The organism is Lachnoclostridium sp. An131 (assembly GCF_002160825.1).
Taxonomy (GTDB): Bacteria; Bacillota; Clostridia; order Lachnospirales; family Lachnospiraceae; genus Laedolimicola.
This window is the reverse complement of record NZ_NFLI01000009.1, coordinates 1-22,679: the sequence shown is the minus strand read 5'-3', so window position 1 is coordinate 22,679 and position 22,679 is coordinate 1. Positions and strand designations below refer to the sequence as shown.

26 protein-coding genes are annotated in these 22,679 nt (G+C 47.0%); 6 read left to right on the top strand and 20 right to left on the bottom strand.

Annotated elements, in window-relative coordinates; all coding sequences use genetic code 11:
- Positions 1–3 precede the first annotated feature (3 nt).
- From B5E77_RS08710 to B5E77_RS08670, 8 genes are all read right to left on the bottom strand, one after another.
- Positions 4–1,218, bottom strand: coding sequence for a homoserine dehydrogenase (locus B5E77_RS08710; RefSeq protein ID WP_087164986.1), 1,215 nt, complete (start codon positions 1,216–1,218; stop codon positions 4–6).
- A 41-nt stretch (positions 1,219–1,259) separates the two neighbouring features.
- Positions 1,260–1,703, bottom strand: a complete 444-nt coding sequence (locus tag B5E77_RS08705; RefSeq protein ID WP_087164985.1) for an ACT domain-containing protein — start codon at positions 1,701–1,703, stop codon at positions 1,260–1,262.
- A 123-nt stretch (positions 1,704–1,826) separates the two neighbouring features.
- Positions 1,827–2,946, bottom strand: a protein-coding gene (prfB, locus tag B5E77_RS08700) for a peptide chain release factor 2 (protein WP_204248035.1) whose coding sequence is annotated in 2 segments (ribosomal slippage) — positions 1,827–2,882 and positions 2,884–2,946 — 1,119 coding nt in all. Because the reading frame shifts where the segments join, the coding sequence is not laid out codon by codon here.
- Positions 2,947–3,147: 201 nt separating this feature from the next.
- Positions 3,148–4,290 (bottom strand): glycerate kinase family protein, encoded by a 1,143-nt coding sequence (locus B5E77_RS08690; RefSeq protein ID WP_087164983.1) that lies wholly within the window; start codon positions 4,288–4,290, stop codon positions 3,148–3,150.
- Between the two features lie 82 nt (positions 4,291–4,372).
- Positions 4,373–4,570, bottom strand: coding sequence for a PspC domain-containing protein (locus B5E77_RS08685; RefSeq protein WP_087164982.1), 198 nt, complete (start codon positions 4,568–4,570; stop codon positions 4,373–4,375).
- A 105-nt stretch (positions 4,571–4,675) separates the two neighbouring features.
- A complete protein-coding gene (locus B5E77_RS08680) occupies positions 4,676–5,809 on the bottom strand; it encodes a DUF4097 family beta strand repeat-containing protein (protein WP_087164981.1) in 1,134 nt (377 codons plus the stop codon).
- Positions 5,806–6,480, bottom strand: coding sequence for a DUF1700 domain-containing protein (locus B5E77_RS08675; RefSeq protein WP_087164980.1), 675 nt, complete (start codon positions 6,478–6,480; stop codon positions 5,806–5,808). Before B5E77_RS08675 ends, B5E77_RS08680 begins: the two co-directional genes overlap by 4 nt.
- The gene (locus tag B5E77_RS08670) at positions 6,477–6,800 is read right to left on the bottom strand and encodes a PadR family transcriptional regulator (protein WP_087164979.1); all 324 of its coding nucleotides are present in this window, start codon (positions 6,798–6,800) and stop codon (positions 6,477–6,479) included. Before B5E77_RS08670 ends, B5E77_RS08675 begins: the two co-directional genes overlap by 4 nt.
- A 202-nt stretch (positions 6,801–7,002) precedes the next feature.
- On the opposite strand from B5E77_RS08670, the gene B5E77_RS08665 reads away from it, so the two are divergent.
- Positions 7,003–8,229 carry a hypothetical protein gene (locus tag B5E77_RS08665; protein WP_087164978.1) on the top strand — a complete coding sequence of 409 codons (1,227 nt, stop codon included), beginning with the start codon at positions 7,003–7,005 and terminating at the stop codon, positions 8,227–8,229.
- A gap of 116 nt (positions 8,230–8,345) precedes the next feature.
- Here the strand turns inward: B5E77_RS08665 and B5E77_RS08660 are convergent, their stop codons facing one another.
- The 5 genes from B5E77_RS08660 to B5E77_RS08640 form a co-directional block, all read right to left on the bottom strand.
- Entirely contained in the window at positions 8,346–10,430 is a 2,085-nt protein-coding gene (locus B5E77_RS08660; RefSeq protein WP_204248034.1) for a sodium-translocating pyrophosphatase, read from the bottom strand.
- 162 nt (positions 10,431–10,592) lie between these two features.
- Positions 10,593–11,075 (bottom strand): low molecular weight protein-tyrosine-phosphatase, encoded by a 483-nt coding sequence (locus B5E77_RS08655; RefSeq protein WP_087164977.1) that lies wholly within the window; start codon positions 11,073–11,075, stop codon positions 10,593–10,595.
- Positions 11,076–11,281: 206 nt separating this feature from the next.
- Complete coding sequence (gene rhuM, locus B5E77_RS08650; protein ID WP_087164976.1) at positions 11,282–12,214, bottom strand: virulence protein RhuM/Fic/DOC family protein; 933 nt, start codon at positions 12,212–12,214, stop codon at positions 11,282–11,284.
- 44 nt (positions 12,215–12,258) lie between these two features.
- Positions 12,259–13,341, bottom strand: coding sequence for an ATP-binding protein (locus B5E77_RS08645; RefSeq protein ID WP_242963681.1), 1,083 nt, complete (start codon positions 13,339–13,341; stop codon positions 12,259–12,261).
- Between the two features lie 20 nt (positions 13,342–13,361).
- Positions 13,362–13,604 carry a hypothetical protein gene (locus B5E77_RS08640; protein ID WP_087164975.1) on the bottom strand — a complete coding sequence of 81 codons (243 nt, stop codon included), beginning with the start codon at positions 13,602–13,604 and terminating at the stop codon, positions 13,362–13,364.
- Between the two features lie 234 nt (positions 13,605–13,838).
- On the opposite strand from B5E77_RS08640, the gene B5E77_RS08635 reads away from it, so the two are divergent.
- Positions 13,839–14,081: a type II toxin-antitoxin system prevent-host-death family antitoxin gene (locus tag B5E77_RS08635; RefSeq protein ID WP_087164974.1), complete on the top strand. Its 243-nt coding sequence runs from the start codon at positions 13,839–13,841 to the stop codon at positions 14,079–14,081.
- 414 nt (positions 14,082–14,495) lie between these two features.
- Here the strand turns inward: B5E77_RS08635 and B5E77_RS17005 are convergent, their stop codons facing one another.
- Genes B5E77_RS17005 through B5E77_RS08615 form a run of 4 tightly spaced genes read right to left on the bottom strand, consistent with a single transcriptional unit; the run spans position 14,496 to position 16,019 of the window.
- Positions 14,496–14,723 carry a hypothetical protein gene (locus B5E77_RS17005; RefSeq protein ID WP_162609672.1) on the bottom strand — a complete coding sequence of 76 codons (228 nt, stop codon included), beginning with the start codon at positions 14,721–14,723 and terminating at the stop codon, positions 14,496–14,498.
- Complete coding sequence (locus tag B5E77_RS08625) at positions 14,720–14,989, bottom strand: TIGR04076 family protein (RefSeq protein WP_087165094.1); 270 nt, start codon at positions 14,987–14,989, stop codon at positions 14,720–14,722. The genes B5E77_RS17005 and B5E77_RS08625 overlap by 4 nt, the downstream gene beginning before the upstream one ends.
- Positions 14,990–15,000: 11 nt before the next feature.
- Positions 15,001–15,504 (bottom strand): HD domain-containing protein, encoded by a 504-nt coding sequence (locus B5E77_RS08620; protein ID WP_087164973.1) that lies wholly within the window; start codon positions 15,502–15,504, stop codon positions 15,001–15,003.
- Positions 15,501–16,019 carry an HD domain-containing protein gene (locus B5E77_RS08615; protein WP_162609671.1) on the bottom strand — a complete coding sequence of 173 codons (519 nt, stop codon included), beginning with the start codon at positions 16,017–16,019 and terminating at the stop codon, positions 15,501–15,503. Before B5E77_RS08615 ends, B5E77_RS08620 begins: the two co-directional genes overlap by 4 nt.
- Positions 16,020–16,154: 135 nt before the next feature.
- Here B5E77_RS08615 and B5E77_RS08610 point away from each other — a divergent pair, with 135 nt between their 5' ends.
- From B5E77_RS08610 to asrC, 4 genes are all read left to right on the top strand, one after another.
- Positions 16,155–16,817: a Crp/Fnr family transcriptional regulator gene (locus tag B5E77_RS08610; RefSeq protein WP_087164971.1), complete on the top strand. Its 663-nt coding sequence runs from the start codon at positions 16,155–16,157 to the stop codon at positions 16,815–16,817.
- 162 nt (positions 16,818–16,979) lie between these two features.
- Positions 16,980–17,999: an anaerobic sulfite reductase subunit AsrA gene (gene asrA, locus B5E77_RS08605; RefSeq protein WP_087164970.1), complete on the top strand. Its 1,020-nt coding sequence runs from the start codon at positions 16,980–16,982 to the stop codon at positions 17,997–17,999.
- Positions 17,992–18,786: an anaerobic sulfite reductase subunit AsrB gene (gene asrB, locus B5E77_RS08600; RefSeq protein ID WP_087164969.1), complete on the top strand. Its 795-nt coding sequence runs from the start codon at positions 17,992–17,994 to the stop codon at positions 18,784–18,786. The genes asrA and asrB overlap by 8 nt, the downstream gene beginning before the upstream one ends.
- An 11-nt stretch (positions 18,787–18,797) precedes the next feature.
- Positions 18,798–19,760, top strand: coding sequence for a sulfite reductase subunit C (asrC, locus tag B5E77_RS08595; protein WP_087164968.1), 963 nt, complete (start codon positions 18,798–18,800; stop codon positions 19,758–19,760).
- Between the two features lie 90 nt (positions 19,761–19,850).
- Here the strand turns inward: asrC and tnpC are convergent, their stop codons facing one another.
- From tnpC to tnpA, 3 genes are all read right to left on the bottom strand, one after another.
- Complete coding sequence (tnpC, locus tag B5E77_RS08590; RefSeq protein WP_442911330.1) at positions 19,851–21,389, bottom strand: IS66 family transposase; 1,539 nt, start codon at positions 21,387–21,389, stop codon at positions 19,851–19,853.
- Between the two features lie 399 nt (positions 21,390–21,788).
- On the bottom strand, positions 21,789–22,142 hold the full coding sequence (gene tnpB, locus B5E77_RS08580; RefSeq protein WP_143468606.1) for an IS66 family insertion sequence element accessory protein TnpB: 354 nt from the start codon (positions 22,140–22,142) through the stop codon (positions 21,789–21,791).
- Entirely contained in the window at positions 22,136–22,495 is a 360-nt protein-coding gene (gene tnpA, locus B5E77_RS08575) for an IS66 family insertion sequence element accessory protein TnpA (protein WP_242963685.1), read from the bottom strand. The genes tnpB and tnpA overlap by 7 nt, the downstream gene beginning before the upstream one ends.
- Positions 22,496–22,679 lie beyond the last annotated feature (184 nt).

The window sequence follows — 22,679 nt, the reverse complement described above, 5'->3', positions numbered from 1 at the left end:
CGCCTATCCTTCCACGCGGATCATGTGAATGATCGCGTCCGTCTTCGCCGCACATTCCTGATATTCCGCCTCTGTGAGCTTTCCGGTGATAAAACCAAACTCGCCTTCCAGATCTGCGTTTACCAGCTCCACCGGCCCGAAAAGCTCTGCCATGCGGATAGCATCCGCCTGGCCGTCGCCCTTCGCACGGACAAAGAAGCGCCTCTTCGCGTTGCTGATATCTGTAAGCTCCAGCTTCTTTGTACTCCAGAAGGTCATGATACTGCGGTGCAGATGCTTTGCCGCATCCACTACGTCGGCTACCACTGCGCTCGCCGTCGGCAGCTTTCCTGCTCCGCTTCCGTAAAACATCACGTCGCCCAGCACATTTCCCTTGGCGAAAATCGCGTTGAATACGCCGTTTACACTGTAAAGGGGATGCATTTCATTAATCAGGAAGGGCGCCACCATCGCAAAGAACTTTCCGTCCTCCTTCTTGCTCATGGCAAGCAGCTTCACGGCGCGTCCCATCTTTTTCGCATATTTGATATCCTCTGCTGTAATCTTTGTGATGCCTTCCGTGTATATATCTTCAAAATCTACCTGGCGGCCGCTGACCAGGGAGGTCAGAATCGCAATCTTGCGGCAGGCGTCGTAGCCTTCCACATCTGCTTCCGGATTGCGCTCTGCATAGCCCTTCGCCTGAGCGTCCTTCAGCGCCGTATCAAAGTCTGTGCCGCCGTAGCTCATTTTCGTCAGAATATAATTCGTCGTTCCGTTTAGAATACCGGTGATCTCGGTAATCTCATCTGCGGTCAGAGAAGAATTCAAGGGCCGGATAATCGGAATCCCGCCGCCTACGCTGGCCTCAAACAGGTAATTCAGCTCTCTCTCCCTGGCAATCTCCAGAAGCTCCGCTCCGTGGCGGGCCACCAGCTCCTTGTTGGAGGTGCACACGCTCTTGCCTGCCTCCAGGCACCGCTTGGTGAAAGTGTAGGCCGGCTCCACGCCTCCCATCACTTCCACTACGATCTTGATCTCCGGGTCGTTTACAATCGTCTCAAAATCATGAATCAGCTTGGATTCCACCGGATCACCCGGAAAATCCCGGAGATCCAGTACATATTTAATATTGATCTCATCGCCTGCTCGTTTATTGATGCTGGCCTGGTTCGTATTCAGAACCTCGACCACACCGGAACCTACGGTTCCGTAGCCCATCACTGCAATCTGAACCATTTTCTCTACACTCCTTTGCTTTTCTCGCTTCTGTGCTTTTCTCACTCCTGTGCCAGTATTTTCAGATAATGAATGCCCGGCTGGCTTTCGATGTGCTCGATCATCGACGATACGTCCTTTGTGATCGGCAGAAGATCCACCGTCAGCGTCAGAGACGCCACCCCGTTGATCGGAATCGTCTGATGAATCGTCAGCACATTGCCCCTGAAATCCGCAATCGTCTTTAAAACCATGGAAAGCAGTCCCGGCTCATCATCCATCTGCAAAATAAAAGTGATACTTTTCCCCTTCGAATTGTCATGAAACGGAAAAATATCATCCTTATATTTATAGAAGGAGCTCCGGCTGATCCCAACCTTCTCCGCAGCCTCCTGTACGGTCATGGCCTTCGAGGACTCCAGGAGCCTTTTCGCCTCCACCACCTTCAGAAGCACTTCCGGCACAGCCTTCTGCTTTACAACAAAATACTTGCTTTTTTCTGACATCTTACTCCTCCGTGTTCGCCATCCAGAAACATTTGTGTTTCCTGTGTGGATTCACACGAAAGATAGTAGCATATTTAAACAGAGATTGCAAGCGGAAAATACGCTTCCGCCTGCAATCCTCTCTCAGCTCTCGTCAGTTTTCGTATTGATCCATTTCAGATATGCATTGATAAAGGGATCGATGCCGCCGTCAAGAACCGCGTTCACATTACTGATCTCCTGACCGGTACGGTGATCCTTCACAAGCGTATATGGCTGCATCACATAAGACCGTATCTGGTTCCCCCATCCGATCTCCTTGACTTCACCGCGGATATCAGAAAGCTTTTCCGAATTTTTCTGCTGCTCCAGAAGATAAAGCTTAGCCTTCAGCATCTGCATGGCCTTGTCCTTATTCTGGAACTGGGAGCGCTCGTTCTGGCACTGAACCACGATTCCTGTAGGAAGATGCGTGATTCGGATCGCCGAAGAGGTCTTGTTGATGTGCTGCCCGCCTGCGCCGCTGGAGCGGTAGGTGTCGATGCGCAGATCCTCATCCCGGATTTCAATGTCGATATCGTCATTGAGCTCCGGCATGACGTCCAGAGACACAAAGGAGGTCTGCCGCTTTCCCTGGGCATTGAATGGAGAAATGCGGACCAGACGGTGCACACCCTTCTCTGATTTCAGATACCCGTACGCATTCTCGCCGTTTACCTGGAAGGTCACGGACTTAATGCCTGCCTCGTCGCCGTCCAGATAATCCAGGACCTCCACAGAAAAGCCCTTATGCTCGGCCCAGCGGGTGTACATCCGGTACAGCATGCCTGCCCAGTCACAGCTCTCGGTTCCGCCTGCACCTGCGTTCAGCTTCAGAATCGCATTATTTCTGTCATACTCCCCGGAAAGCAAAGTCTTGATGGTCATGGAATCCAGCTTCGCGGCGAAGCTGGCCAGCTCCTGCTCAACCTCCGGAATCAGAGAGGGATCGTTTTCCTCATTTCCCATCTCAATCAGAGTCTCGATATCCTCGTACTGCTGCTGGAGGGCCGCGTAGTCCTCCGCCTCATCCTTCAGATTTTTCAGCTCCTTCATACCCTCCTGGGATTTTTCCGGATTGTCCCAGTAGCCCGGAGCCTCCATCTCTCTTTCTAATTCTTCGATTCGCTTTGCCTTTTCAGCCAGGTCAAAGTGAATCCCTCAATTCCACCAATGGTCCCTGATAGCCGTTCAGCGTATATTTAAACTGATCCAGTTCTACCATTTTCCCACCTCTTTCTATTTTAAATTCCGCCAAAGGACAGACGGCGCCGGCGCAGCCTGCAGCTGCCGTCCCAAGCCATTCCGCCTTTCGCTGTGCTTCTTAAGTATAGCAAAGTTCCCCTGCGGACGCAACCGATTCTCACAGCTTTCTCATGCCTCCATGGCTGGTTTTCACAGCCTTCCTGCAGCTCTGCAGCGGTTTTCACAATCCTCTCGCAGCTCTCAGCATCCGGAACATCCTCCGCGCAGCGCCCAGATACAGCTCCTCCGCCCGCTCCATGGCTTCTTCCAGCGGCATGATTCCGTTTACAGTGGTCATGATGGATTCGATTCCATGGTCAAAAATCTGCTCTGCCCCGGTTCCCATGCTTCCTACGATAGCGACCGCAGGCACTCCCATGCGCTGGCAGCGGCTTCCCACTCCCTGCATCACCTTACCGAATACGGACTGCCAGTCTGCTCTCCCCTCTCCGGTGACGACGAGAGAGACTCCCTGCAGCTTCTCTTCAAATCCTATCAGATCCAGAACCGTCTCGATTCCGGACTTCAGCTCTGCGTTTAAAAAAGCTGTCAGCGCCGCTCCCAGTCCTCCGGCTGCGCCGGCGCCGGGAACCTCGTCCATATTGACGCCGAATTCCTGCAGCAGAAGATCCCGGTAATTCTGCATTCCTGCTTCCAGCTCGTCCAGCATCTCCGGGGTTCCGCCCTTCTGCTTTCCAAACGTATAGGCAGCGCCATCCGCGCCGCACAGCGGATTTTTCACATCGCACATCACCGTGAAACGTACTTTCCTCTCCTTGATTCTTGTATCCAGCCCGGAGCAGTCGATCGTCCGTATCTTTATCAGATCGGCTCCGCAGCCCCGAAGCTCCTGTCCGCTTTCATCCAGGAAACGCACGCCCAGCGCACGCATGCAGCCAATCCCGCCGTCGTTTGTAGCTGAACCGCCTATCGCGATGGAGATATCGCGAAATCCCCTGTCGATGGCATCACGGATCATCTCTCCCGTTCCAAAGGTCGTGGTGTTTCTCGGATCCCGCAGCTCTTTCGGAACCAGGGGGAGCCCGGATGCCTCCGCCATCTCCATGACGGCCCGGTTCTCATCCAGGGCTCCGTAGAAGGCCTCCCGCTGCTCCCACAGCGGACCCTTTACCGAAACCGGAATCCTTCGTCCGTCCACAGCGGAGAGTACAGCCTCCGTCGTCCCCTCGCCGCCGTCCGCGACCTCCAGTCCAGCACACTCACAGCCGGGGAAAATCTCTTCCGCAGCCTGTGTCAGAAGCTCCGCCGTCCGCCTGGAAGACAGTGTTCCCTTAAACGAATCTGAAGCAAATAAAAATTTCATTGTCTATACCCCATTTCCTGTTTTTCTGTGGCTTCCCCCCTTGAAAGCGCCACAAAAGATAGGATATGCCGCATTTACATTCTCATACTCTCGGCGTATCCGGCATAACCACCGCTGCTATGATATAGACCAGCAGCGCAGTCCCGCAGCTTGGCAGGGCTGCCAGCACCCATATCAGACGGATTACCGTAGGATCAATATTCAGATATTCTCCGATTCCTCCGCATACGCCGCAGATAGTCTTATTCACAGCTGAGCGATACAGCTTCTTTGATTCCATAAATGATTCCTCCTTCTGTCTATCAATGTCATAAATTTTCAAGCTGAAATTACATACCTTCTATATTCCATTATTAGAAAAGGGAATGCTTCCTCAGGCCCTGCTTTACTCAAAATCCAGGGAAATCATACCGATTCCGCAGTCCGCATGTACCTGTTTATCAGCCCTGTTGTCTATGGTTTTGCTCCTGTCCAGCCCGGAATAGCTTGAAGAGCCCAGCCGGATTGTACCGATTCCGCAGTCCAGGCTGTAATTATAATCCGCCTCATTTCCTGCCGCAGTCACGTCCAGCGTTCCCACGCCGCAGTCCAGCTCCAAATCCCCGCCTGTAAAATGATTTACCGTCAGTTCTCCGGTTCCCACATCCAGCTTCGCGTTTTTCTGCGCATCCAGGGAATCTACCGTACTGCTTCCCACACCGCAGTCTACCACTACTTCATTTCCTATCAGGCTGTCTGCGGCGAGAAGGCCGGCTCCCACGTCTATTTTCACCCGGTCTGCCTGCAGATACTCAATATGCGCATCCGACGCTCCCAGATCCAGCTCAATCACTTCAAACTGCCGTGCCGGGATCACGAGCTCCAGCTCCAGGGCCTGGTCTCTCTGATACTGCGCATGCGTACGCTCATCCACCAGCTTCAGCGTGCTCCCGTCCAGCCGGCTTTCAAAATAACTCCGCGCATTACGGCCGCTCAGCTGAATGCTCCCGTCCTCCTCTCCGGAAATAATATGAAGCACTGCAAAGTGCAAATCCATCTCGATCTTCTTCACATCCCTGGCGTCAAAGCTGTCCTCAAAGGAATCTATGCCCTCCCCGGAGGGCGGCTGAATCTGCACGGGACCTGCGCTGCTCCAGCTGTTATGTCCTCCTTCCCTCTCCCAGCCGCCTTCTAAATGATGCTCCCAGCCATTGCTCCAGTTCTCTACATTCTCATCCAGCTCTTCACTCCAGCTGTCTATATCCTCTTCCAATTCTTCACTCCAGCTGTCTATATCCTCTCCCATGTCATCCGACCACTGCTCTACGCTGTCATCCACGCCGTCAGACCAGCTGTCTATCCAGCCGGACAGTCTTTCTGTCCGGTTATCCAGCCAATGAAAAATGCTGCCATCATAATGTGCCAGATCCAGAAACTGTGCGGGTCTTGCACCCAGCGCCATCCCGATGCCGATGCCGGCAAGTCCAATCACGCCCAGCGCCCCCGCCAGAATCAGGCAAAACCTTGTAAATCCTTTCATTTTTTTGCACCTGCCTTTCTGAACGGATAGCTAACCAGCCCTACGAGTCCCCGGATCAGCCAGGGTACGATTTTGATACAGCACCACACCGTTACAAACGAAAGCAGAATTCCCAGGGCAGTCAGAAGACAGCCCGTACCTGCCAGGGCAATTCCTACGGCCGGCGTCGCCATAGCCTGTGCAATTCCGATTCCGATGACAAAGATTCCAGCTATCAAAATCAGGAAGCCCGCCGCCACCAGTCCTGCTATCAGCGCCACAATTCCTGCCGCAGCGCCGATCAAAGCGATCAAGATTCCGCCGCACACAGGAAGGATCACAGGCGCTGCAAGAATGCAGAGCAGCACGATCGCCAGCACCTTCCAGAAGTTCGTCTCTTTTTTCTTCGGTTCCTGTCCTGACTGATCTGCAGACAGTTCCCCGTCCCTGGATTCAAACCGCGTATCCCGGTATCCCTGCTCGGAAAATTCAGCAGCCGAATCAGAAAGCCCGGCCTTTATCTTCTGCGCCACCTGCTCAGGGCTTACCAGCTCCCGAATCACCTCTGCTTCATTTTCCACTCCCGCATCGTCAAAATAATCGTTATAGTATTGCAAGGCCTCTTCCCGCTCACTGTCAGAAATATCCTCCAGCAGCTTTTCCAGCCTTTCCATAAATTCCTTTCTGCTCATTTTTTCTCACTCCCCTCGAACAGCTTCGATATTTTTTCAGAATAGCTTTTCCACTCGCTCGTATACAAATTCAGCTGGGCTGCTCCCGCCTCGGTGAGCCGGTAATATCTGCGGTTTCTCCCCGCGTACTCCATATCGTAGGTCTCCAGACAGCCATCCTTCTGTAGACGCCGGAGAACCGGGTACAGGGTTGACTCGGATATCTCAATAGCCTGCCTGACGTCCTGGGTAATCTTGTATCCATACGTCCCTTCCGCGTCATGGGAGACAACAGCCAGCACGATTGCATCCAAGAGCGCCGCTCCTGTGTTAAATACCATGCAATCCTCTCCTTGTCCTTGCTTTACATCGCATAATATTATATGCTGTATAGTATTATAAGATATTTATACTATATGCCATATAATATAGCTTTGTCAATAGTATTAAACAAATCTTAAGAATCGGCTTTACAGGATAGAAAATACCGCCTCCCTATGCTACAATACAGGTATTCCCAGACAGCTTTTTGGAGGGCTCTGCATGATGAAAAAGCGATTACGGTTACATATACTATTTTCCTTTGTTACTCTGCTTCTCATTTCCGGCCTTTCCGGCTGTCTGACCAAGGACAGCAGCGTCTACGGGCAGGAAAGGGTTCTGGAGTATGTGGATTCCATCTGCCCCGAGCCCTATGAGCTGACAGGAACAGAGCTGATCGAAGAAACGCCGGACAATATGGAATATGAATTCCGGACCTTGAAGCGTGATCTGACCTTTCATGCAAACAGCTTCCTGTCTCCTATCTGGATTGACGCTACACAGACTCCGTTTTACAGCCGCAGCCTCTCCTGTGATTATGTAACTGTGGTACATGACCTGTACCGGGATGAGTTAAAGCAGGTTTTGGAACATGACAGCCATTACATGCCGGAATACGGCTGGTATTATCTGCTCTCCTTTCAGGATATTGAGAACGCCGTAGACACCCTGCTCGCGGCAGATCAGGTATACCGCCAGGAGCTTTCCTATAATCCGCCGGAATTTCTCACAGAAAATCCTCTCGCTTCGATTCACTTTGTATGGCACCGCTCGGAAGTGGAAATGGAGGCTCATGAGAGCTGGGTCAACATGACGGACATCGGTATCACCGGGCAGAACAGCAGGCGCGAGCTTTATGACCGGCTGGCCGGAGTCTATGCCCAGCTGTACGTAGATGGCAAAATCGACAGAGATGATGTGCCGGAAGAATATCTCGCAGGCAGACACGTATCCACTCTGCATACAATCCGCCTGAACGGCCGGGAAATGCTCTATGACAGTAACGACAATCCTTATGGCCCCTACGGGCTGACCACGGACGATTACAGATACTGCTGGTACAGCAAAGAGCTGGATTCTTATATGATGGTCATCGATATCGGTCTCATAACAGACAATATGAGCTTCCCATTAATCATCCGGGAGTATGTGAGAGCGCTTGGCGGCTCCTACGAAGCGTCCGCCCGGGAATCCGTTTATTCCAGCACCTGGAAGATCGGGGAAAACACCTGGAGCATGAAAGCAGAATACGATGACAACACCATTCACAGCCTTGAAATAGAAAAAAACAGGGAACCCCTCGAGCTTTCCTGGATCACGTCGGATGATGATATCCAGGTAGCAGCCACCTTCTGCGCAGGCGTGACTGTGGAAGATTTCTGCAGCTTGTTTGATTTAACATATACAGTAAATGAGGAAGAAGGAACCATTTCTTTTGAGCAGAAATGAAAATGAACAGGAACGAAAGTATAAGCGCCGGCCCCGGACGCAAAGAAATCTCCCGCGCTGCAAAGCAGACTGCAGCGCGGGAGATTTCTTTATTCCCTCAGTATTTCATTTCTCACCTATCCAAACAGCGAAACCGCCGCAAACAGAGACGCCAGCAGGGAAGAGACCAGAGATACCACCGTAATCTGTGTATTGATAGACGGCCCCGCCGTATCCTTGAAGGGATCTCCGACTGTATCTCCCGTAACCGCAGCCTTGTGGGCCCTGGAGCCCTTGCCGCCTTCATTGCCCGCCTCTATGTATTTCTTCGAGTTGTCCCAGAGGCCGCCTGCGTTTGACATAAACAGCGCCAGCAGAAGGCCGCTCACAATATTCCCCAGCAGGAAGCCGCCGATAGCCAGCGGCCCGCCGATAAAGCCTACGAGCACCGTCGCGACAATCGCCAGCAGGCCCGCAGGAATCAGCTCATGCAGGGCGCCTTCCGTCGCAATATTAATACAGGTATCGTAATCTGCCTTTACGCCTTCCTTTCCTTCCTTCAGCCCCACGATCTCGTTGAACTGCCGCCGAATCTCCGCCACCATCTTCTGCGCGTTCTTATCTACGCCCAGCATCAGCATGGCCGAAAACACTGCCGGGACAGCCGCGCCGATCAGGATGCCGAAAAATACGGTCGGATCCATGATATCAAAGCCGGTAATCAATTCCTTTCCAAGCGCAGCCAGAGACACGTTGACCTCTGACATATAGGCCCCGAGAAGGGAAATCACCGTAAGTCCCGCTGCGCCAATGGAAAATCCCTTCGTCACAGCCTTTACCGTATTGCCGGCGCTGTCCAGCTCATCCGCCACGCGGATCGTCTCTTCACCAAGACCTCCCATCTCCGCCAGGCCTCTCGCATTATCAACGATAGGACCGTAGGCATCGTTGCTGATGATCATACCAACGATGGAAAGCATGCCGACTGCCGCCATCGCAATGCCGAACAGCGCATAGCCCTCGCCCAGCGGCTCGCACAGCTTATAAGCCGCCAAAGCGGAAACCGCGATTCCCACCATAGCCGGAAGCGCTGAAATAAATCCATAGGAAATGCCGGATAGTATCGTAAACGCCGAACCGGACTGGGACGCATGCGCCACCTTCCGGACAATCGGCTTGCTGTCATCTGTAAAATAATCTGTCGTAATGCCGATAACCACGCCTACTACAAGTCCGATCGCGGAGGCTCCCCAGATTCTCCACTCGAAGCCGTCCAGGAACCAGGTCGCCGCCCCGGTCAGAATGATAAACAGCAGGGTAGTCGAATAGGTCGAAGAATTGAGCGCCTGCGTGGGATTTCCGTTCTTGCCCACACGCGCGCAGGCGATTCCGATAATAGAAGCCAGCAGGCCAATCGCCGCATAGCAGAATACCACCGCACTGTTGACGCCGATGCCTCCGTCCAGCGCCTGCGCCATGACAAGGGCCGAAGCCATAGCCGCCACATTGGAATCAAAGAGATCCGCGCCCATGCCGGCCACGTCGCCCACGTTATCTCCCACATTATCCGCGATAACAGCCGGGTTCCGGGGATCATCCTCCGGAATCCCCAGCTCTACCTTACCCGTCAGATCAGCCGCCACATCAGCAGTCTTTGTAAAGATTCCGCCGCCCGCCTTGGCAAAGAGCGCCAGGGAGCTGGCTCCAAAAGAAAAGCCCAGAAGAATCGAGGCATCCCCCGTAATCATCAGCACTGCCATCACACCCAGCAGGCAGAAGCCTACCACAGCCAGGCCCATCACCGCTCCGCCGCGGAACCCAATCAGAAACGCCGGCTTCAGGCCCTTTTGCGCGCCTTCCGCCGCCCGCGAGTTGGCCTGCGTCGCCACCACGATTCCCATCTTTCCGGCAATAGCCGACAGGACGGTTCCAGCCAGATACGCGATAACCATGGAAAGATTATCCGCAATATTCCCATTCCAGATGGGGGCAGGCAGGAAAACCAGGATCAGCACCGCCGCCACTCCCGCAAACCTGGCCAGAATCAGATATTCCTTCCGCATGAAGGTGTTGGCGCCCGCATGAATCAAGCCAGATACTTCAAGAATCTTCTGATTCTCCGCAGGCTGTCTTTTCACCCAGAAATGCAGGTACACCGCATATGCAAACGCGATCACTACGGCCAAAAATGAAATTGTATAAACGAGCTGCATCAGATCCATATTCCTTCCCCCCACTTCTATTTATTTTGTCCAAAAAAATCGAACTTTGGTTCCCATTATAGATCTTTTTGCACTGTCAGTCAATTCATTTTCAGGCGTAATTGTATAAAAAATCAAAATTTTCTGTAACTTTTTTGTTAATAATGGATAAGCCGTTTTCCATCAATCCTTTGAACGCAGCTTTCCCGCATCCTCCTTTAAAATATGTTCCAGAAGCGCCTCACAGCCCTCCTTCACATCCTCATAGGTCACGTCAAAATTTCCCGTGTACCACGGGTCTGCGATATCTCTGGGCCGCTCCGAGAAATCCAGAAGCAGCGACACCTTCCCCTCCGGATCCGAGCCCAGAATCCGCATCATGTTCCTGCGGTTCCAGCTGTCCATACCAATGAGATAATCATATTTTCCGTAATCGGCCTTTGTCATCTGAACTGCCCGGTGGTCGCCGCACCAGATGCCCTCTTCCTTCAGCTTCTTTCTGGTTCCGCGGTGAACACCGTTTCCGATTTCCTCGCGGCTGGTTCCTGCGGAATCGATGTAGAAGCTGGATGAGAGGCCGCGTTTGTCGACCATGTGCTGAAAGACGTATTGGGCCATTGTGCTGCGGCAGATGTTGCCGTGGCAGATAAATAGTATTTTTATCATATCTTTTATATCCTTTCCTCTTTTTTGCGCTGTTTTTCAGCGCATAAGGGATGCCCGGAGGGTGCTTCATAAGCCTTCAAACCTTGATATTACGGGCTTTCCGGCGCTTTTTTCAATTTTTGTGTTTTACCCAAAACCTACGCTATTCTTCGTAAATCTACGCAGATTTACGGGCAAATGGTGTAGTAAGTGGTATCTGAAAGATATTATTTCATACAGTTCATGACAACACTTATCATCATCTCTTTTTCTTCTGGATTTGATTCCGCAATCATAATCGTAAGAGCCACAATTGTATGATCATCAATCAATTTTTCTTCATTTTTAAACAAAGCATTATTTTTATCCAAAAAATATAAAAATACGGCAGCGGCTATCCTTTTATTTCCGTCTGAAAAACTATGATTTTTCGTTATAAAATACAATAAATTTGCTGCTTTCTCCTCCAATGTAGGATATAGGTCTTCTCCGCCAAAACTCTGGTAAATTGCTCCAATGCTGCCTTTAAAAGAATCATCTTTTTCATTTCCAAATAACGTACTGTTGTTTCCATATTTCATGCTGTCAATCATTTTTCTGCATTCTTCGTAGGTCAGAATATAAGTTGCCGTATTTCCTTTCGGACGTATCATGTTCTGATGATCATATGCGTCCAGCAGATCCAGAGCTTGACTGTATCGTTCCACCACCGCCAGCACCTGTTTTGAATCAAGGCTGTTTTCTACTCTTTTCATAACTCGTATTACCTCATTTAACTGATTCATACGTTTATGATTTACGGCATAACCTTTAAGTATGTATTCTTTTAATACAGAATTTGCCCATCGTCTAAATTCAACACCCCGTTTTGATTTTACCCGATACCCAACTGAAATAATAACATCCAAATTATAATGTTCAACCATATATGTTTTATTGTCAGAAGCAGTTGTCGCAAATTTTGCGACAACTGAATTTTGTTCGGATAATTCTTCTTTTAGGGCATTGTTAATATGTTTTCCAATGGTTTTAACATCGCGTTCAAACAATTCTGCCATTTGGTTTCTATTCAACCAAACGGATTCATTTTCTATTTTAACCGGCAAAGAGATGCTTTTATCTTTTGTTTCAAATATAATGATTTCATTTTTATTAACCATCGCATTTCCTCACTTCTCCATGGAATATATGTCTCAATTTCAAATTATACATACAATACCCTCCCTTCAATTTTCACAACACCTTTTTTGCTCATTTCTTTCAGTAACTGTGTTGTTTTTGATTTGCCAAACGGGACGCAAGAAGCAATTTCGCTGATGGATTTCAACATTGTCTTACTTAAAATCTTATATATTTTCCTTTCATCTTCTGTTAAATTCAGGTCTTTCTCAAAAACCGGGAGTGTAATCTTAATTGTATTTTCCGACACTTCAAAATCCGGTTGTTTTAATCCTTCTTCATAGAGTTGTTTTATTCGTGTAATTCCCGTACCAAATATTTCGACAAATCCCAGCCTGTAACATACATTTGCAAGATTTCGGTTTCTTAAAACAAAAAGTTTTCCTGATAAATACTCATCTTCTGTTATTCCAGATGGCAGTCCTCCCGGAGAAATAATTTCTATTCTGTCATCAAACATGGAAACTTTTATTTGTGACTCCACATCCCACACTCTATGAATCAATGCATTTGCAATGGCTTCTCTGAATGCAGCCTCCGGAATTTTTTCTACCTTTTTCCTGTCGGCACCTTGTATCTCTTCGTATTGATAATAATCTTTGAATACCTCTAATGCTTTTTCATATGCTGCCAAAATGGACATATTATCGAATGTTGCTCTCTTATGAATCACACTGATATCTTCACCGAACTTCACAATATCAATTCCCGGAAAATGATTTTTATCTGCCAATATACCAGCCGCATTATTGTATCCAATATTGCTGTTATATAAATTCAACGTTTTTAAGGTATCCTGATTAAAAGTTTCAATCTGAATGCATTCTTTTAATTTTCGGCTTAGAGTATCAAACGTAAGTTCTTGATCTCCACAGGGCAATTCTTCAAATCTGATATTTTTTCCTTCCAAAATTAGTCTTGATAATTCCAGGATGTCAACCTCTATGGTTGCGGTATCATTTCGTTTGTATGCTTTTGATTTATATAAATATGGCTTTTGAAGCCCGCTTTTTATAGTCAGTTTTATCGTTCTGTCATTATTCTGCAATTCCAGTGTATAATCAGGCTGAGGAGTAATGCTGTCATTAATTTTGTTCTCAATATCCAAGCAGGCTTGTTTTACATCCGTCAGTCCTTTGATATTACCTTTATGTCAGACATCGATAGTACCTCTTTCCTGGTCATCCTTAGTTTTGATTCATTTCCCAGACTTAATTCTGGCATCTGTGGGCTTTTTGGCATCATCTGGAATTTCCCAAGCATGTCCAATTCAAATTGCCGCAGGAACACGCCCATCATGGCACAGAATCTGAATCCACCCGGGAAAACGCCCAATCTCTCTGCCATCTGAGCAATCGACAAATAAGCCATGTTTTACCTGCCTTTCCTTTGGTTCGGCAAATTATAGTTAAATTATATTCGCTAATGCGAACAAAATCAAGATTCTCGCTACTGGCCTATAATTCGAGCATACAACAATGGTCGTTCCATGGCTGTTTCGCCGTAAAGATTTTGATCTTCCCTGCCTATAATTTTTTGAAAATAGGTTGAATTTATCCTATTTTCAGATATAATAAAAGTAAAGACCGTAAAGGAGGTTTCGTTATGTATATCAACACCAAGAATCTTGTTTCCATCACCGATGCCAATCAAAACTTCTCTAAAGTGGCCCGCCTCGTAGATGAGATCGGTTCTGTCATCATATTAAAGAACAACGTTCCCCGGTATCTGGTCATGGAATTCAGTGCCGCTGAACAGGAGCAGCTTGCTGACGACGAAGATATCATGGCTATTTCTAAACGTCTCATCGAAAAGAACCGGCAGGCTTACGAGGTACTTGCCAAATGATCCGATTATCCAAAACGCAGATACTTCTGCTCCACGAACAACTCATTGCAGAGACCGGAGGTTCATCTGGCCTGCGCGATGAAGGGATTCTGGATTCTGCGCTGAGCGCTCCTTTCCAAACCTTTGGTAGAGAACGCCATGCTGGTGTTCCTCGCTTTAAACGGGATTGAATTACAGTATACACAAACAGAATTGTCCGATATTATCCTGCAATTAGCGGCAGGCACCATTCAATCTTCTGATTTACTGGACTGGATACTCACACATCAGATTTAGCAGCAAGCGACGATACTCCTATTAAGGAATACGCCGCTTTACTGTATCGTCCATAAAATTCGTCACATCAAGGCTCTTTCAAAAAATGGTGTAGTCGTGGTGTAGTAAACGCCTCTCTGTTTCGTAAAACCATTGATTTTACTGGCTTTTCCGGGACTTTTCAAGATACTGCCGTGGCAGATAAAAAATATCTTTATCATCCTGAATACATCCTTTCATAAGCGGAAAAACCCTTGATATAGCTGTATAAAATGGCGTACTGGCATTATGAATTGTATCAATTAAAAAGAATGTAAATACTGTTTTATAAATACGTCCCCAGCTTTTAAAGAAAAGATTTTCCAGTCTTGATAACTCCAGTTTCAAATGGTTTCCTCTTCGACTTCAATTTTAAATACATTGATCACTTCCACATCCGGGCAGCAAAAAGCAACAGAACCTTCCGGCTGACTTGGCAGCTTTCCTCCATATCGAAGAATGTCTATATAGGGAAAAGCAACATGCATAGCCATTGGGCAAAGCTTCCCTCTCTCTGTATCAAAATCAAATGTATCACCAATTCGATGACCATGATGACATCCCATATGACCTTTCTGATCTATCAAGGTAATTTTTATTTTCGGTTTCTTCATAATTAATCCTTTCATTCTTTAAAATAAGAAATTTTGCAAAGCGTTTTCCCTGATTCTGTTCGAAAAATCTTGTCAAAAGCCGCCCGAATAGAGTCTTGCCTTAATTCGTCTTCGTAAAAATTCACCAGGAAATCAGCTTCTACAAGTATCTGATAATCTATTCCATCAATATTGGTATAGGTATGGTGATGACCGACCAAGTAACAAATTCTGTCTATATCTGTTTCATCAAATTTCAATTCTTTGAGCATCTTGCGGGCATAAGCTGGTCCCTCCTGCTCTTGGATTTTTCCATTACAAACGCCATATTTTTCTTCTGCTGGTCGAATTCCAATGTCATGAACCAGCGCAGCACATTCAGTTAAGAATTGCGTGTGTTCATCTAACTTTTCCATATGCCCTATCATCTGTGCAAAGCGATGTACTTTCACAAGATGCTGTATACGCTTTGCATCACTTTGATTAAACTTCATAATTTCTAATTCAAGCAAGTCAATTCGTTCTGTATAACTCATAAGAATCCCTCCTGTTCTTTTATTCCCTCAATGCAAAAATCCAGCAATTCCTTCCCGAAAGATGTCTGAAAGATATCTTTAATATATTTAATTTTCTCACTGCCTGGATGGTTTTCATAACAGTTAATAATTAAGTCCGCTTCCATCAAAATCTGCAGCGTTCTATCTTTAGGCGCATCGTAATCATGATGTTTCTCTGCCAATTCAAGAATTCTTGGAATATAAGATGGTAAGTAATTGGCCGCCTGCAGAAAACTATTCACAAGATGAGGCATTTCCTTCTTCTGCCTTTCCTGGCTGGCATCTCCATCATAATTATCTTTGCAATACTTAATAGCAATGTCATGCAAAATGGCTGCTGCCTGCAAAATCTGCTGTTCTTCTGTTGAAATTTTTTCCTGTTCCCCAAGTAATCTTGCCAATGCATAGACTTTCAGAATATGTTGTGTACGCCTGCAATGGCCTCCTTCATAGCACAACACACTGTATAAAAGATATGCTTCATTGTTAATCACTTTTATAAGCGTCCTTTCCTGAAATCTTTTCTATGTTCACTCTATAAAATATAAAAAATCGCATACGTTTCATGTTGCAGTTGCAACATTATGCAAAAAATAATATACTACTTTTTAAGAGAAAGGAGAATTTGCATGCAGCTTGATTTTCGGCAACTGACCTTATTGCCGTTGTTTACCGGCATTTGCGAAGAAGACCTTCCTGCCATGCTGGCATGTTTGGGAAGTTTTCAGAAAAAGTATAAAAAAGAAGAAATGATTCTTTTAGAAAGCAATGAAGTTCGCAGCGTTGGCATCATTCTGTCTGGGACAGTCCATATGATCAAAAATGATTCCGAAGGCTATCAGACACTCCTTGTCACCATGAAAGAAGGAGAGCTTTTTGGCGAGTCTTTTTCTTGTGGAAGCCATTTAGATGCCCGCGTCAGCTTTTTGGCCGCAGCATCTTGCATAATTCTTTTTTTGCCATTTTATAAACTGATTCATTCCTGCAAAATGACATGTCCTTTTCACCATAGGTTGATTGAAAATATGGTTCGGCTGATTAGTGATAAGAATGTCCAATTAATGGATAAAATCGAGGTGATTTCCAAAAAAACACTTCGCGAAAAAATCATGGCATATTTGCAGCGTCAGTCATTGGAACAAAACAGTAAGCACTTTACAATTCCGTTAGGACGATTAGAATTAGCAGAATATCTTTGTGCCGATCGTAGTGCTCTAACAAGGGAACTGTCTTATATGCAGAGAGACGGTTTGATTTGCTATGAAAAGAATACCTTTAAGCTTTTATTGTGATATTTTTCAGAAATTGACTGCAGTTCGAAACTGAAATACAAAATAACTAAATTTTTCATAACAGGGCGATGGATATGTTGCATACGCAACATATCCATCGCCCTGTCTATATTAAAATAGTTCATGTAAAATCTAATTTATAATACCGCAGGAGGAACAAATATGGGATTTCATGTTAATAACACTGTGTTAAACACAATATTTGAGACATGGCAAACAGAATATAATATTTATGCCCCTCGCAAATATCCTGACGGTGGGCGCTTTTCTGATACGGATTGTATCCGCTATGGGAAAATTGACACTGCAGAGGAGATTATATTTGACAAAAAATCCGAATACTCGTTCAAAGAATTTTTAACACCTGTTTCACAAACCTTATTCTTTTTTACTGAAGGTGAAACAAAAGAAGCAGATATTCCCCAAAGAAAAGCAATCATTTTCCTGAGAAGCTGCGATCTGCACGCTCTCAAACGATTGGATGATATGTACCTATGCAATGGACCAGCAGATTATTATTACAGCCGCCTAAGGGAAAACATCAAAATTGTTCTGATGGGTTGTGAACACTCTTTTGAAAATTGTTTTTGCGTCAGCATGGGAACAAATCGGAGTTCAAACTATGACATGAGCATTGACCGGCAGGCAGATGGAACCTATCTTATTGACTGCAAAGATGCTGACTGGGAAAAACAGTTTGCTGCGGCAGGCTGTGTTCAGCAGGAGGTTTCACCGTCTTATGTTACCGAAAACTCCATTACAGTTACTGTTCCCGAAAACTTGACAGCAGAAGCAGCCGGCAGCAAAATGTGGGACGATTATGATTCTCGCTGTATCAATTGCGGACGCTGCAACTTTGTCTGCCCTACTTGTACCTGTTTTACTATGCAAGATTTATTCTACAGCGAAAACGGCAAGGCAGGCGAACGCCGCCGCGTCTGGGCCTCTTGTATGGTAGACGGTTTTACCGATGTAGCCGGCGGTGGAAGCTGCCGGCAGAAAAACGGCCAGCGTATGCGTTTCAAGGTACTGCATAAGGTTCTGGATTACAAGCAGCGCAATGGATATCATATGTGCGTAGGATGTGGCCGATGCGATGATATTTGTCCGGAATACATTTCTTTTTCCAACTGCGTGAATCGGCTTCAAGATGCCATTATGGAGGTTAAGCAAAATGATTAAAAACGATTACATTCCTTTTTCTTCCAAAATTTTGGAAGTGATTCAGCATACAGATATTGAGTATACCTTCCGCATGGAATATCAGGGAGATGTAAAACCCGGTCAATTCTTCGAAGTCTCTATTCCTAAGTATGGTGAAGCACCTATTTCTGTCAGCGGAATCGGTAAAAATCATATCGATCTGACTATCCGCCGAGTAGGCAGAGTAACAACCGAGGTTTTTGAACGTTACGTGGGCGATTCTCTTCTGTTACGCGGTCCATATGGCAACGGATTCAATCTTTCTGACTATATTGGAAAAGATCTGATTATCATGGCTGGCGGTACAGGATTATCTCCAGTGCGGGGCGTGATCGATTATTTCTTCCATCATCCGGAACAGCGTGGACACATGACCCTGATTTCTGGTTTTAAAACACCTAATGATATCCTTTTTAGGAGCGATCTCAAACAATGGAGCGCAAATATGGATGTGATACTCACTGTTGATTACGCAGAAGAGGATACTCCTTACCATGTGGGGCTAGTGACACAGTATATTCCCCAGATTCAACTGGGAAACGTGACCAATACCGCCGCTATTGTAGTTGGACCCCCTGCTATGATGCGTTTCTCGGTACAGGGGCTTCTCGGTATAGGCCTGCCTGAAGAAAATATCTGGATCTCCCAGGAACGGAAAATGTGCTGCGGTCTCGGCAAATGCGGACACTGTAAAGTAGGCGATACCTATATTTGTCTGGATGGTCCGGTATTTAATTATACTAAGGGAAAGTTTCTAGTGGATTAAGGAGGGTGAATATGGACATCAATACTAAAGCACTAAAGAAAAACGCATTCCGTATCACAAAGGAACGCGGTTTAACCGCTTCTCGCATCCGTGTACCCGGTGGGCATTTAGATGCGAAGTATTTAGGAGAAATTCAGCGTATTGCAGAAACTTTTGGCAATGGCACTGTACACATCACAAGCAGACAAGGATTTGAAATTCCTGGAATTCCATTTGAAAAAATACCAGAAGTCAATAAAGCATTGCAGGGCCTTATAGACGGGCTGGAAATTAATCAAGAAGAACTAAACGGCGGTTATCCTGCTTCTGGCACCAGAAATATTACCGCTTGTATCGGCAATCGTGTATGTCCCTTTGCCTGTTATGATACAACATCTTTTGCAAAAAAGATTGAAAAGGCAGTATTCCCCAATGATCTACATTTCAAAATTGCATTGACTGGTTGTCCCAATGACTGTGTAAAAGTACGTATGCATGACTTCGGCATTATGGGCATGACACTTCCACAGCTGGAAACAGATCGTTGTGTCAGCTGCGGAGCCTGTGTGAAGGCATGTAAGAAGAAATCCGTGGAGGCATTAAAGTCTGTTAATTACCGCCCACAGAGAGACGAACGAAGATGTATTGGATGTGGAGAATGTGTTTTGAACTGTCCAAATGCTGCATGGACCCGCAGTAAAACAAAATATTATCGCCTGACCCTTTTCGGAAGAACAGGGAAAAAGAATCCCCGTCTGGGCGAAGATTTTATTAAGTGGGCGGATGAAGACAGCATCATCAAAATCATTCTCAACACCTACGACTATGTAAAAGAATATATCGATCCCAGCGCTCCAGGCGGAAAGGAGCATATCGGCTATATCGTGGATCGCACCGGCTTTGAAGAATTTAAACGGTGGGCGCTGCGAGATGTTACTTTGCCTGAAATTGCAGAAGTCATGACACCTATGTACTGGAAGGGCATAAAATATTGATTTTAAAGAGAAAATATGTAAGCGCTCAATAAAATAATGGATATCTTTTCACAAGGTATTCAGCTATAGTTGAAGTAAAACACTCCAACTTCAACTTTTTGATTTAATCCGGCATCTCTGCTGTATCATGTCAGACCATGGCATCAGCTCTTCTATACCTTCGGGCTCATTTTTGTAGTCCGGCATATAGAGCAGTACGGTCTCCAGATATGCGTAGATGTTCAGATTGTTGAGTTTTGCAGTTTCCACCAAACTGTAAATGATGGAACTGGCCCGGGCGCCCTTTACAGTATCATGGAACAGGAAGTTTTTCCGCCCTACCGCATAGGGGCGGGCGATATTTTCTGCGATATTGTTCGATATGGAGCACCGCCCATCCAACAGGTAGTTCTCCATATATGGCTTCTGGTTTTTCGCATAGGTCACCGCTTTGGCCAGACGGCTTCCTCCAGCCGGGTTCACTGTTTCAAGCCATGACCAGTAAGCCTCCCATATGGCAGGCTCCGTCTCAAGACGCTTGGCTTTCCGGGTATCGGCATCCAGATCCGCATACTCCTTTTCCAGTTCGAATAACTGGTTACAGTAATCAAAACCAATCTCTGCCGGAGTCTTATCCGGGGATTTCTTCGTTTTCCCTGGAAGTGCATCATGCCAGTACCGTCTCATATGGGCAAGGCAGCCGCAGCGGATGATATCCTTCAGTTTATTGTAACCACTGAAGCCATCACAGGTGAGGTACCCGGAGAATCCTTTCAGGAATTCCTCCGCATGATATCCGCCCCGGCTGGGCTGGTAATCATACAGACGGATTGGTGGCAGCCCGTCATTTCCGGAGCCATACAGCCACATATAGGACTTGGACTGTGCCGTTTTTCCTTCCTCCTTCAGTACCTGGCAGGGTGTTTCATCCGCGTGGATGATGTCCCTCTCCAGCAGATGCCGGTGAAGCTGTTCATACACCGGCTCCATATAATCCATGCCGCATTTGATGACCCAGTTGGCCAGTGTCGCCCTGGGGAGCTTCACTCCCAGCTGTTTCCAGTCCGCCTCCTGGCGGTAAAGAGGGATGCTGTTCACATATTTCTGGTACATCACGTAAGCAACCGTGGACGGAGATGCGAGGCTGTGCTTCAGCAGCGGGCTTGGTGTTTCAGCCCCAACGATAACGGAAGTGCCGTCTTTCTTGCATTCCGGACAGCCAAGGACTTCCTGGACATACTGGATCCGTTCCACTTTTGCAGGGATGATCCGCAGTTCTTCCCGTACGACCTTTTTCCCGATGACTTCCATGAGAGTATTACAGTAGGGACAGTTTCTGTCCTCATCCGCTACCGTACATGGAACTTCGATTACAGGCAGCTCTGCAAGGATCTCTTCCCTGGTGGCCTTCGGTTTCTTTGCCTTACGATTATAACCTCCAACAGCCTCTTCCAGAGTCGGTTCCGGGACAGAAGGATCCGCAGTGGCTTCTGCCTCATTGAACAGCTCCATCTGTCCGGGAAATGTATCCTTTTTTGTTTTTTCACTGGAAGATGCGAACAGCTTTTTCTTCAGATATTCGACTGTTTCATTGAGATTTGCGATCGTCTGGTTCAGTTGTGCGGTCTGTTCCTCATGGCTTTTGGCCATCTGCTCGATCGTAAGGCGCTGGCTGTCTACCAGCTGACGCAGGGATTCAATTGTCTCTTTCTGAAGCTGTATGAGCGCTTCCATTTCCGACTGCGGCATTCAGGGATCACCTTTCTTTTCACTGGTTCCTATTATACCGGAAATCCAGCAGAAAAGCGAATCCCCTGCCATACGCTCATCGTCATTTTGACGGAAAGGAAATGTGGAAAACAGATCTTTTTTGCAGGCGGTTACCATGGAAAAATGTTGTGTTTTCCACATGCAGGCGGCAATCCGGAAAAAATGGGGACAGTTATTCGCTTGTTCTCCTGACAGTCCCATGATCATGTGGATAAGTCATCGGCTGTATTTTCTCTGCCTTGTAGAAGAAAAGAAAAATTTCTCCTTTTTGCACAAAGGTCAGAAATCCTTCTTTCTGGCGGGCCGGATTGCTTTGGGTTGATCGATAGACAGCCCCTCCAGGAGCCAGCGGTATTCCTGCCGGCTAAGGTTTCTTACTTCCGAAGAATCCCGTGGCCATTGGAACCGCCCATTATCTAAACGTTTATAATAGAGGCAGAATCCATCTTTTTCAAAGTGCAGCGCTTTGATCCGGTCGCAGCGTCTCCCGCAGAAAAGGAACAGGGAGTTGCTGTAAGGATCTAATTCATAAGTGTCCCGGACGATTGCCATTAATCCATCAATGCTCTTACGCATATCGGTATAGCCTGTCACCAGGAAAAATTTTGCTGCGCCGGACAATTCGCCTAACAAAGCTGCCGCAGAGCAAGAAGAGTATTCCGGATCACATCCGCCCCGGCCTGTTCGTGGATCTCAATACGGATGCCCTGCATTTCCAGACAGATCGAGGGAATGGGTAAAGTAACGGAATCTGAATTATGCTGTTCCGTTTCCCAGAGCGGGATCTGGACAACTTCCTGCTTCTGCGCAGCAGCATCCACCGCCTCCGGAACTTCGCAGGCTTTTTTGCGCAAAGCCCGGACGTGATAGTAAAATGTGCTTACAGGGATTCCGTTTTCTATACACCATTGGCGGTCAGTAAGGCCACTGGATCTGCATAGAGTGATCATCTTTAGCCAATGTTCATCCTTTGAAGTTGTACTCATTTGATTCAACTCCTCCAACGTGAGATTTTGGAGCAATCAAGTACAACAAAAGTGGCCAAAGATAGGAGATGGAAGCGCAGCTTTTGTAATTCTGAGAACCAGATATGAAGTGAATTGCTCCAAGTATCTGAAGTATCTCACAAAAGTTGCGAATTTGCTATCCGTGCGATTATAAAGCGCTTAC

Bases quoted from the DNA above. Each gene is read 5' to 3' on its own strand.
- asrC (WP_087164968.1), top strand. From the start codon at position 18,798: ATGGACATCAATACTAAAGCACTAAAGAAAAACGCATTCCGTATCACA.
- rhuM (WP_087164976.1), bottom strand. From the start codon at position 12,214: ATGGTTAATAAAAATGAAATCATTATATTTGAAACAAAAGATAAAAGC.
- tnpA (WP_242963685.1), bottom strand. From the start codon at position 22,495: ATGAGTACAACTTCAAAGGATGAACATTGGCTAAAGATGATCACTCTA.
- B5E77_RS08610 (WP_087164971.1), top strand. From the start codon at position 16,155: ATGCAGCTTGATTTTCGGCAACTGACCTTATTGCCGTTGTTTACCGGC.
- B5E77_RS08705 (WP_087164985.1), bottom strand. From the start codon at position 1,703: ATGTCAGAAAAAAGCAAGTATTTTGTTGTAAAGCAGAAGGCTGTGCCG.
- tnpC (WP_442911330.1), bottom strand. From the start codon at position 21,389: ATGGCCAAAAGCCATGAGGAACAGACCGCACAACTGAACCAGACGATC.
- B5E77_RS08675 (WP_087164980.1), bottom strand. From the start codon at position 6,480: ATGAGCAGAAAGGAATTTATGGAAAGGCTGGAAAAGCTGCTGGAGGAT.
- B5E77_RS08710 (WP_087164986.1), bottom strand. From the start codon at position 1,218: ATGGTTCAGATTGCAGTGATGGGCTACGGAACCGTAGGTTCCGGTGTG.
- B5E77_RS08625 (WP_087165094.1), bottom strand. From the start codon at position 14,989: ATGAAGAAACCGAAAATAAAAATTACCTTGATAGATCAGAAAGGTCAT.
- B5E77_RS08670 (WP_087164979.1), bottom strand. From the start codon at position 6,800: ATGGTATTTAACACAGGAGCGGCGCTCTTGGATGCAATCGTGCTGGCT.
- B5E77_RS08655 (WP_087164977.1), bottom strand. From the start codon at position 11,075: ATGATAAAAATACTATTTATCTGCCACGGCAACATCTGCCGCAGCACA.
- asrB (WP_087164969.1), top strand. From the start codon at position 17,992: ATGATTAAAAACGATTACATTCCTTTTTCTTCCAAAATTTTGGAAGTG.
- B5E77_RS08635 (WP_087164974.1), top strand. From the start codon at position 13,839: ATGTATATCAACACCAAGAATCTTGTTTCCATCACCGATGCCAATCAA.
- B5E77_RS08690 (WP_087164983.1), bottom strand. From the start codon at position 4,290: ATGAAATTTTTATTTGCTTCAGATTCGTTTAAGGGAACACTGTCTTCC.
- B5E77_RS08620 (WP_087164973.1), bottom strand. From the start codon at position 15,504: ATGAGTTATACAGAACGAATTGACTTGCTTGAATTAGAAATTATGAAG.
- asrA (WP_087164970.1), top strand. From the start codon at position 16,980: ATGGGATTTCATGTTAATAACACTGTGTTAAACACAATATTTGAGACA.
- B5E77_RS08680 (WP_087164981.1), bottom strand. From the start codon at position 5,809: ATGAAAGGATTTACAAGGTTTTGCCTGATTCTGGCGGGGGCGCTGGGC.
- B5E77_RS08665 (WP_087164978.1), top strand. From the start codon at position 7,003: ATGATGAAAAAGCGATTACGGTTACATATACTATTTTCCTTTGTTACT.
- B5E77_RS08685 (WP_087164982.1), bottom strand. From the start codon at position 4,570: ATGGAATCAAAGAAGCTGTATCGCTCAGCTGTGAATAAGACTATCTGC.
- B5E77_RS08660 (WP_204248034.1), bottom strand. From the start codon at position 10,430: ATGGATCTGATGCAGCTCGTTTATACAATTTCATTTTTGGCCGTAGTG.
- B5E77_RS08640 (WP_087164975.1), bottom strand. From the start codon at position 13,604: ATGGCTTATTTGTCGATTGCTCAGATGGCAGAGAGATTGGGCGTTTTC.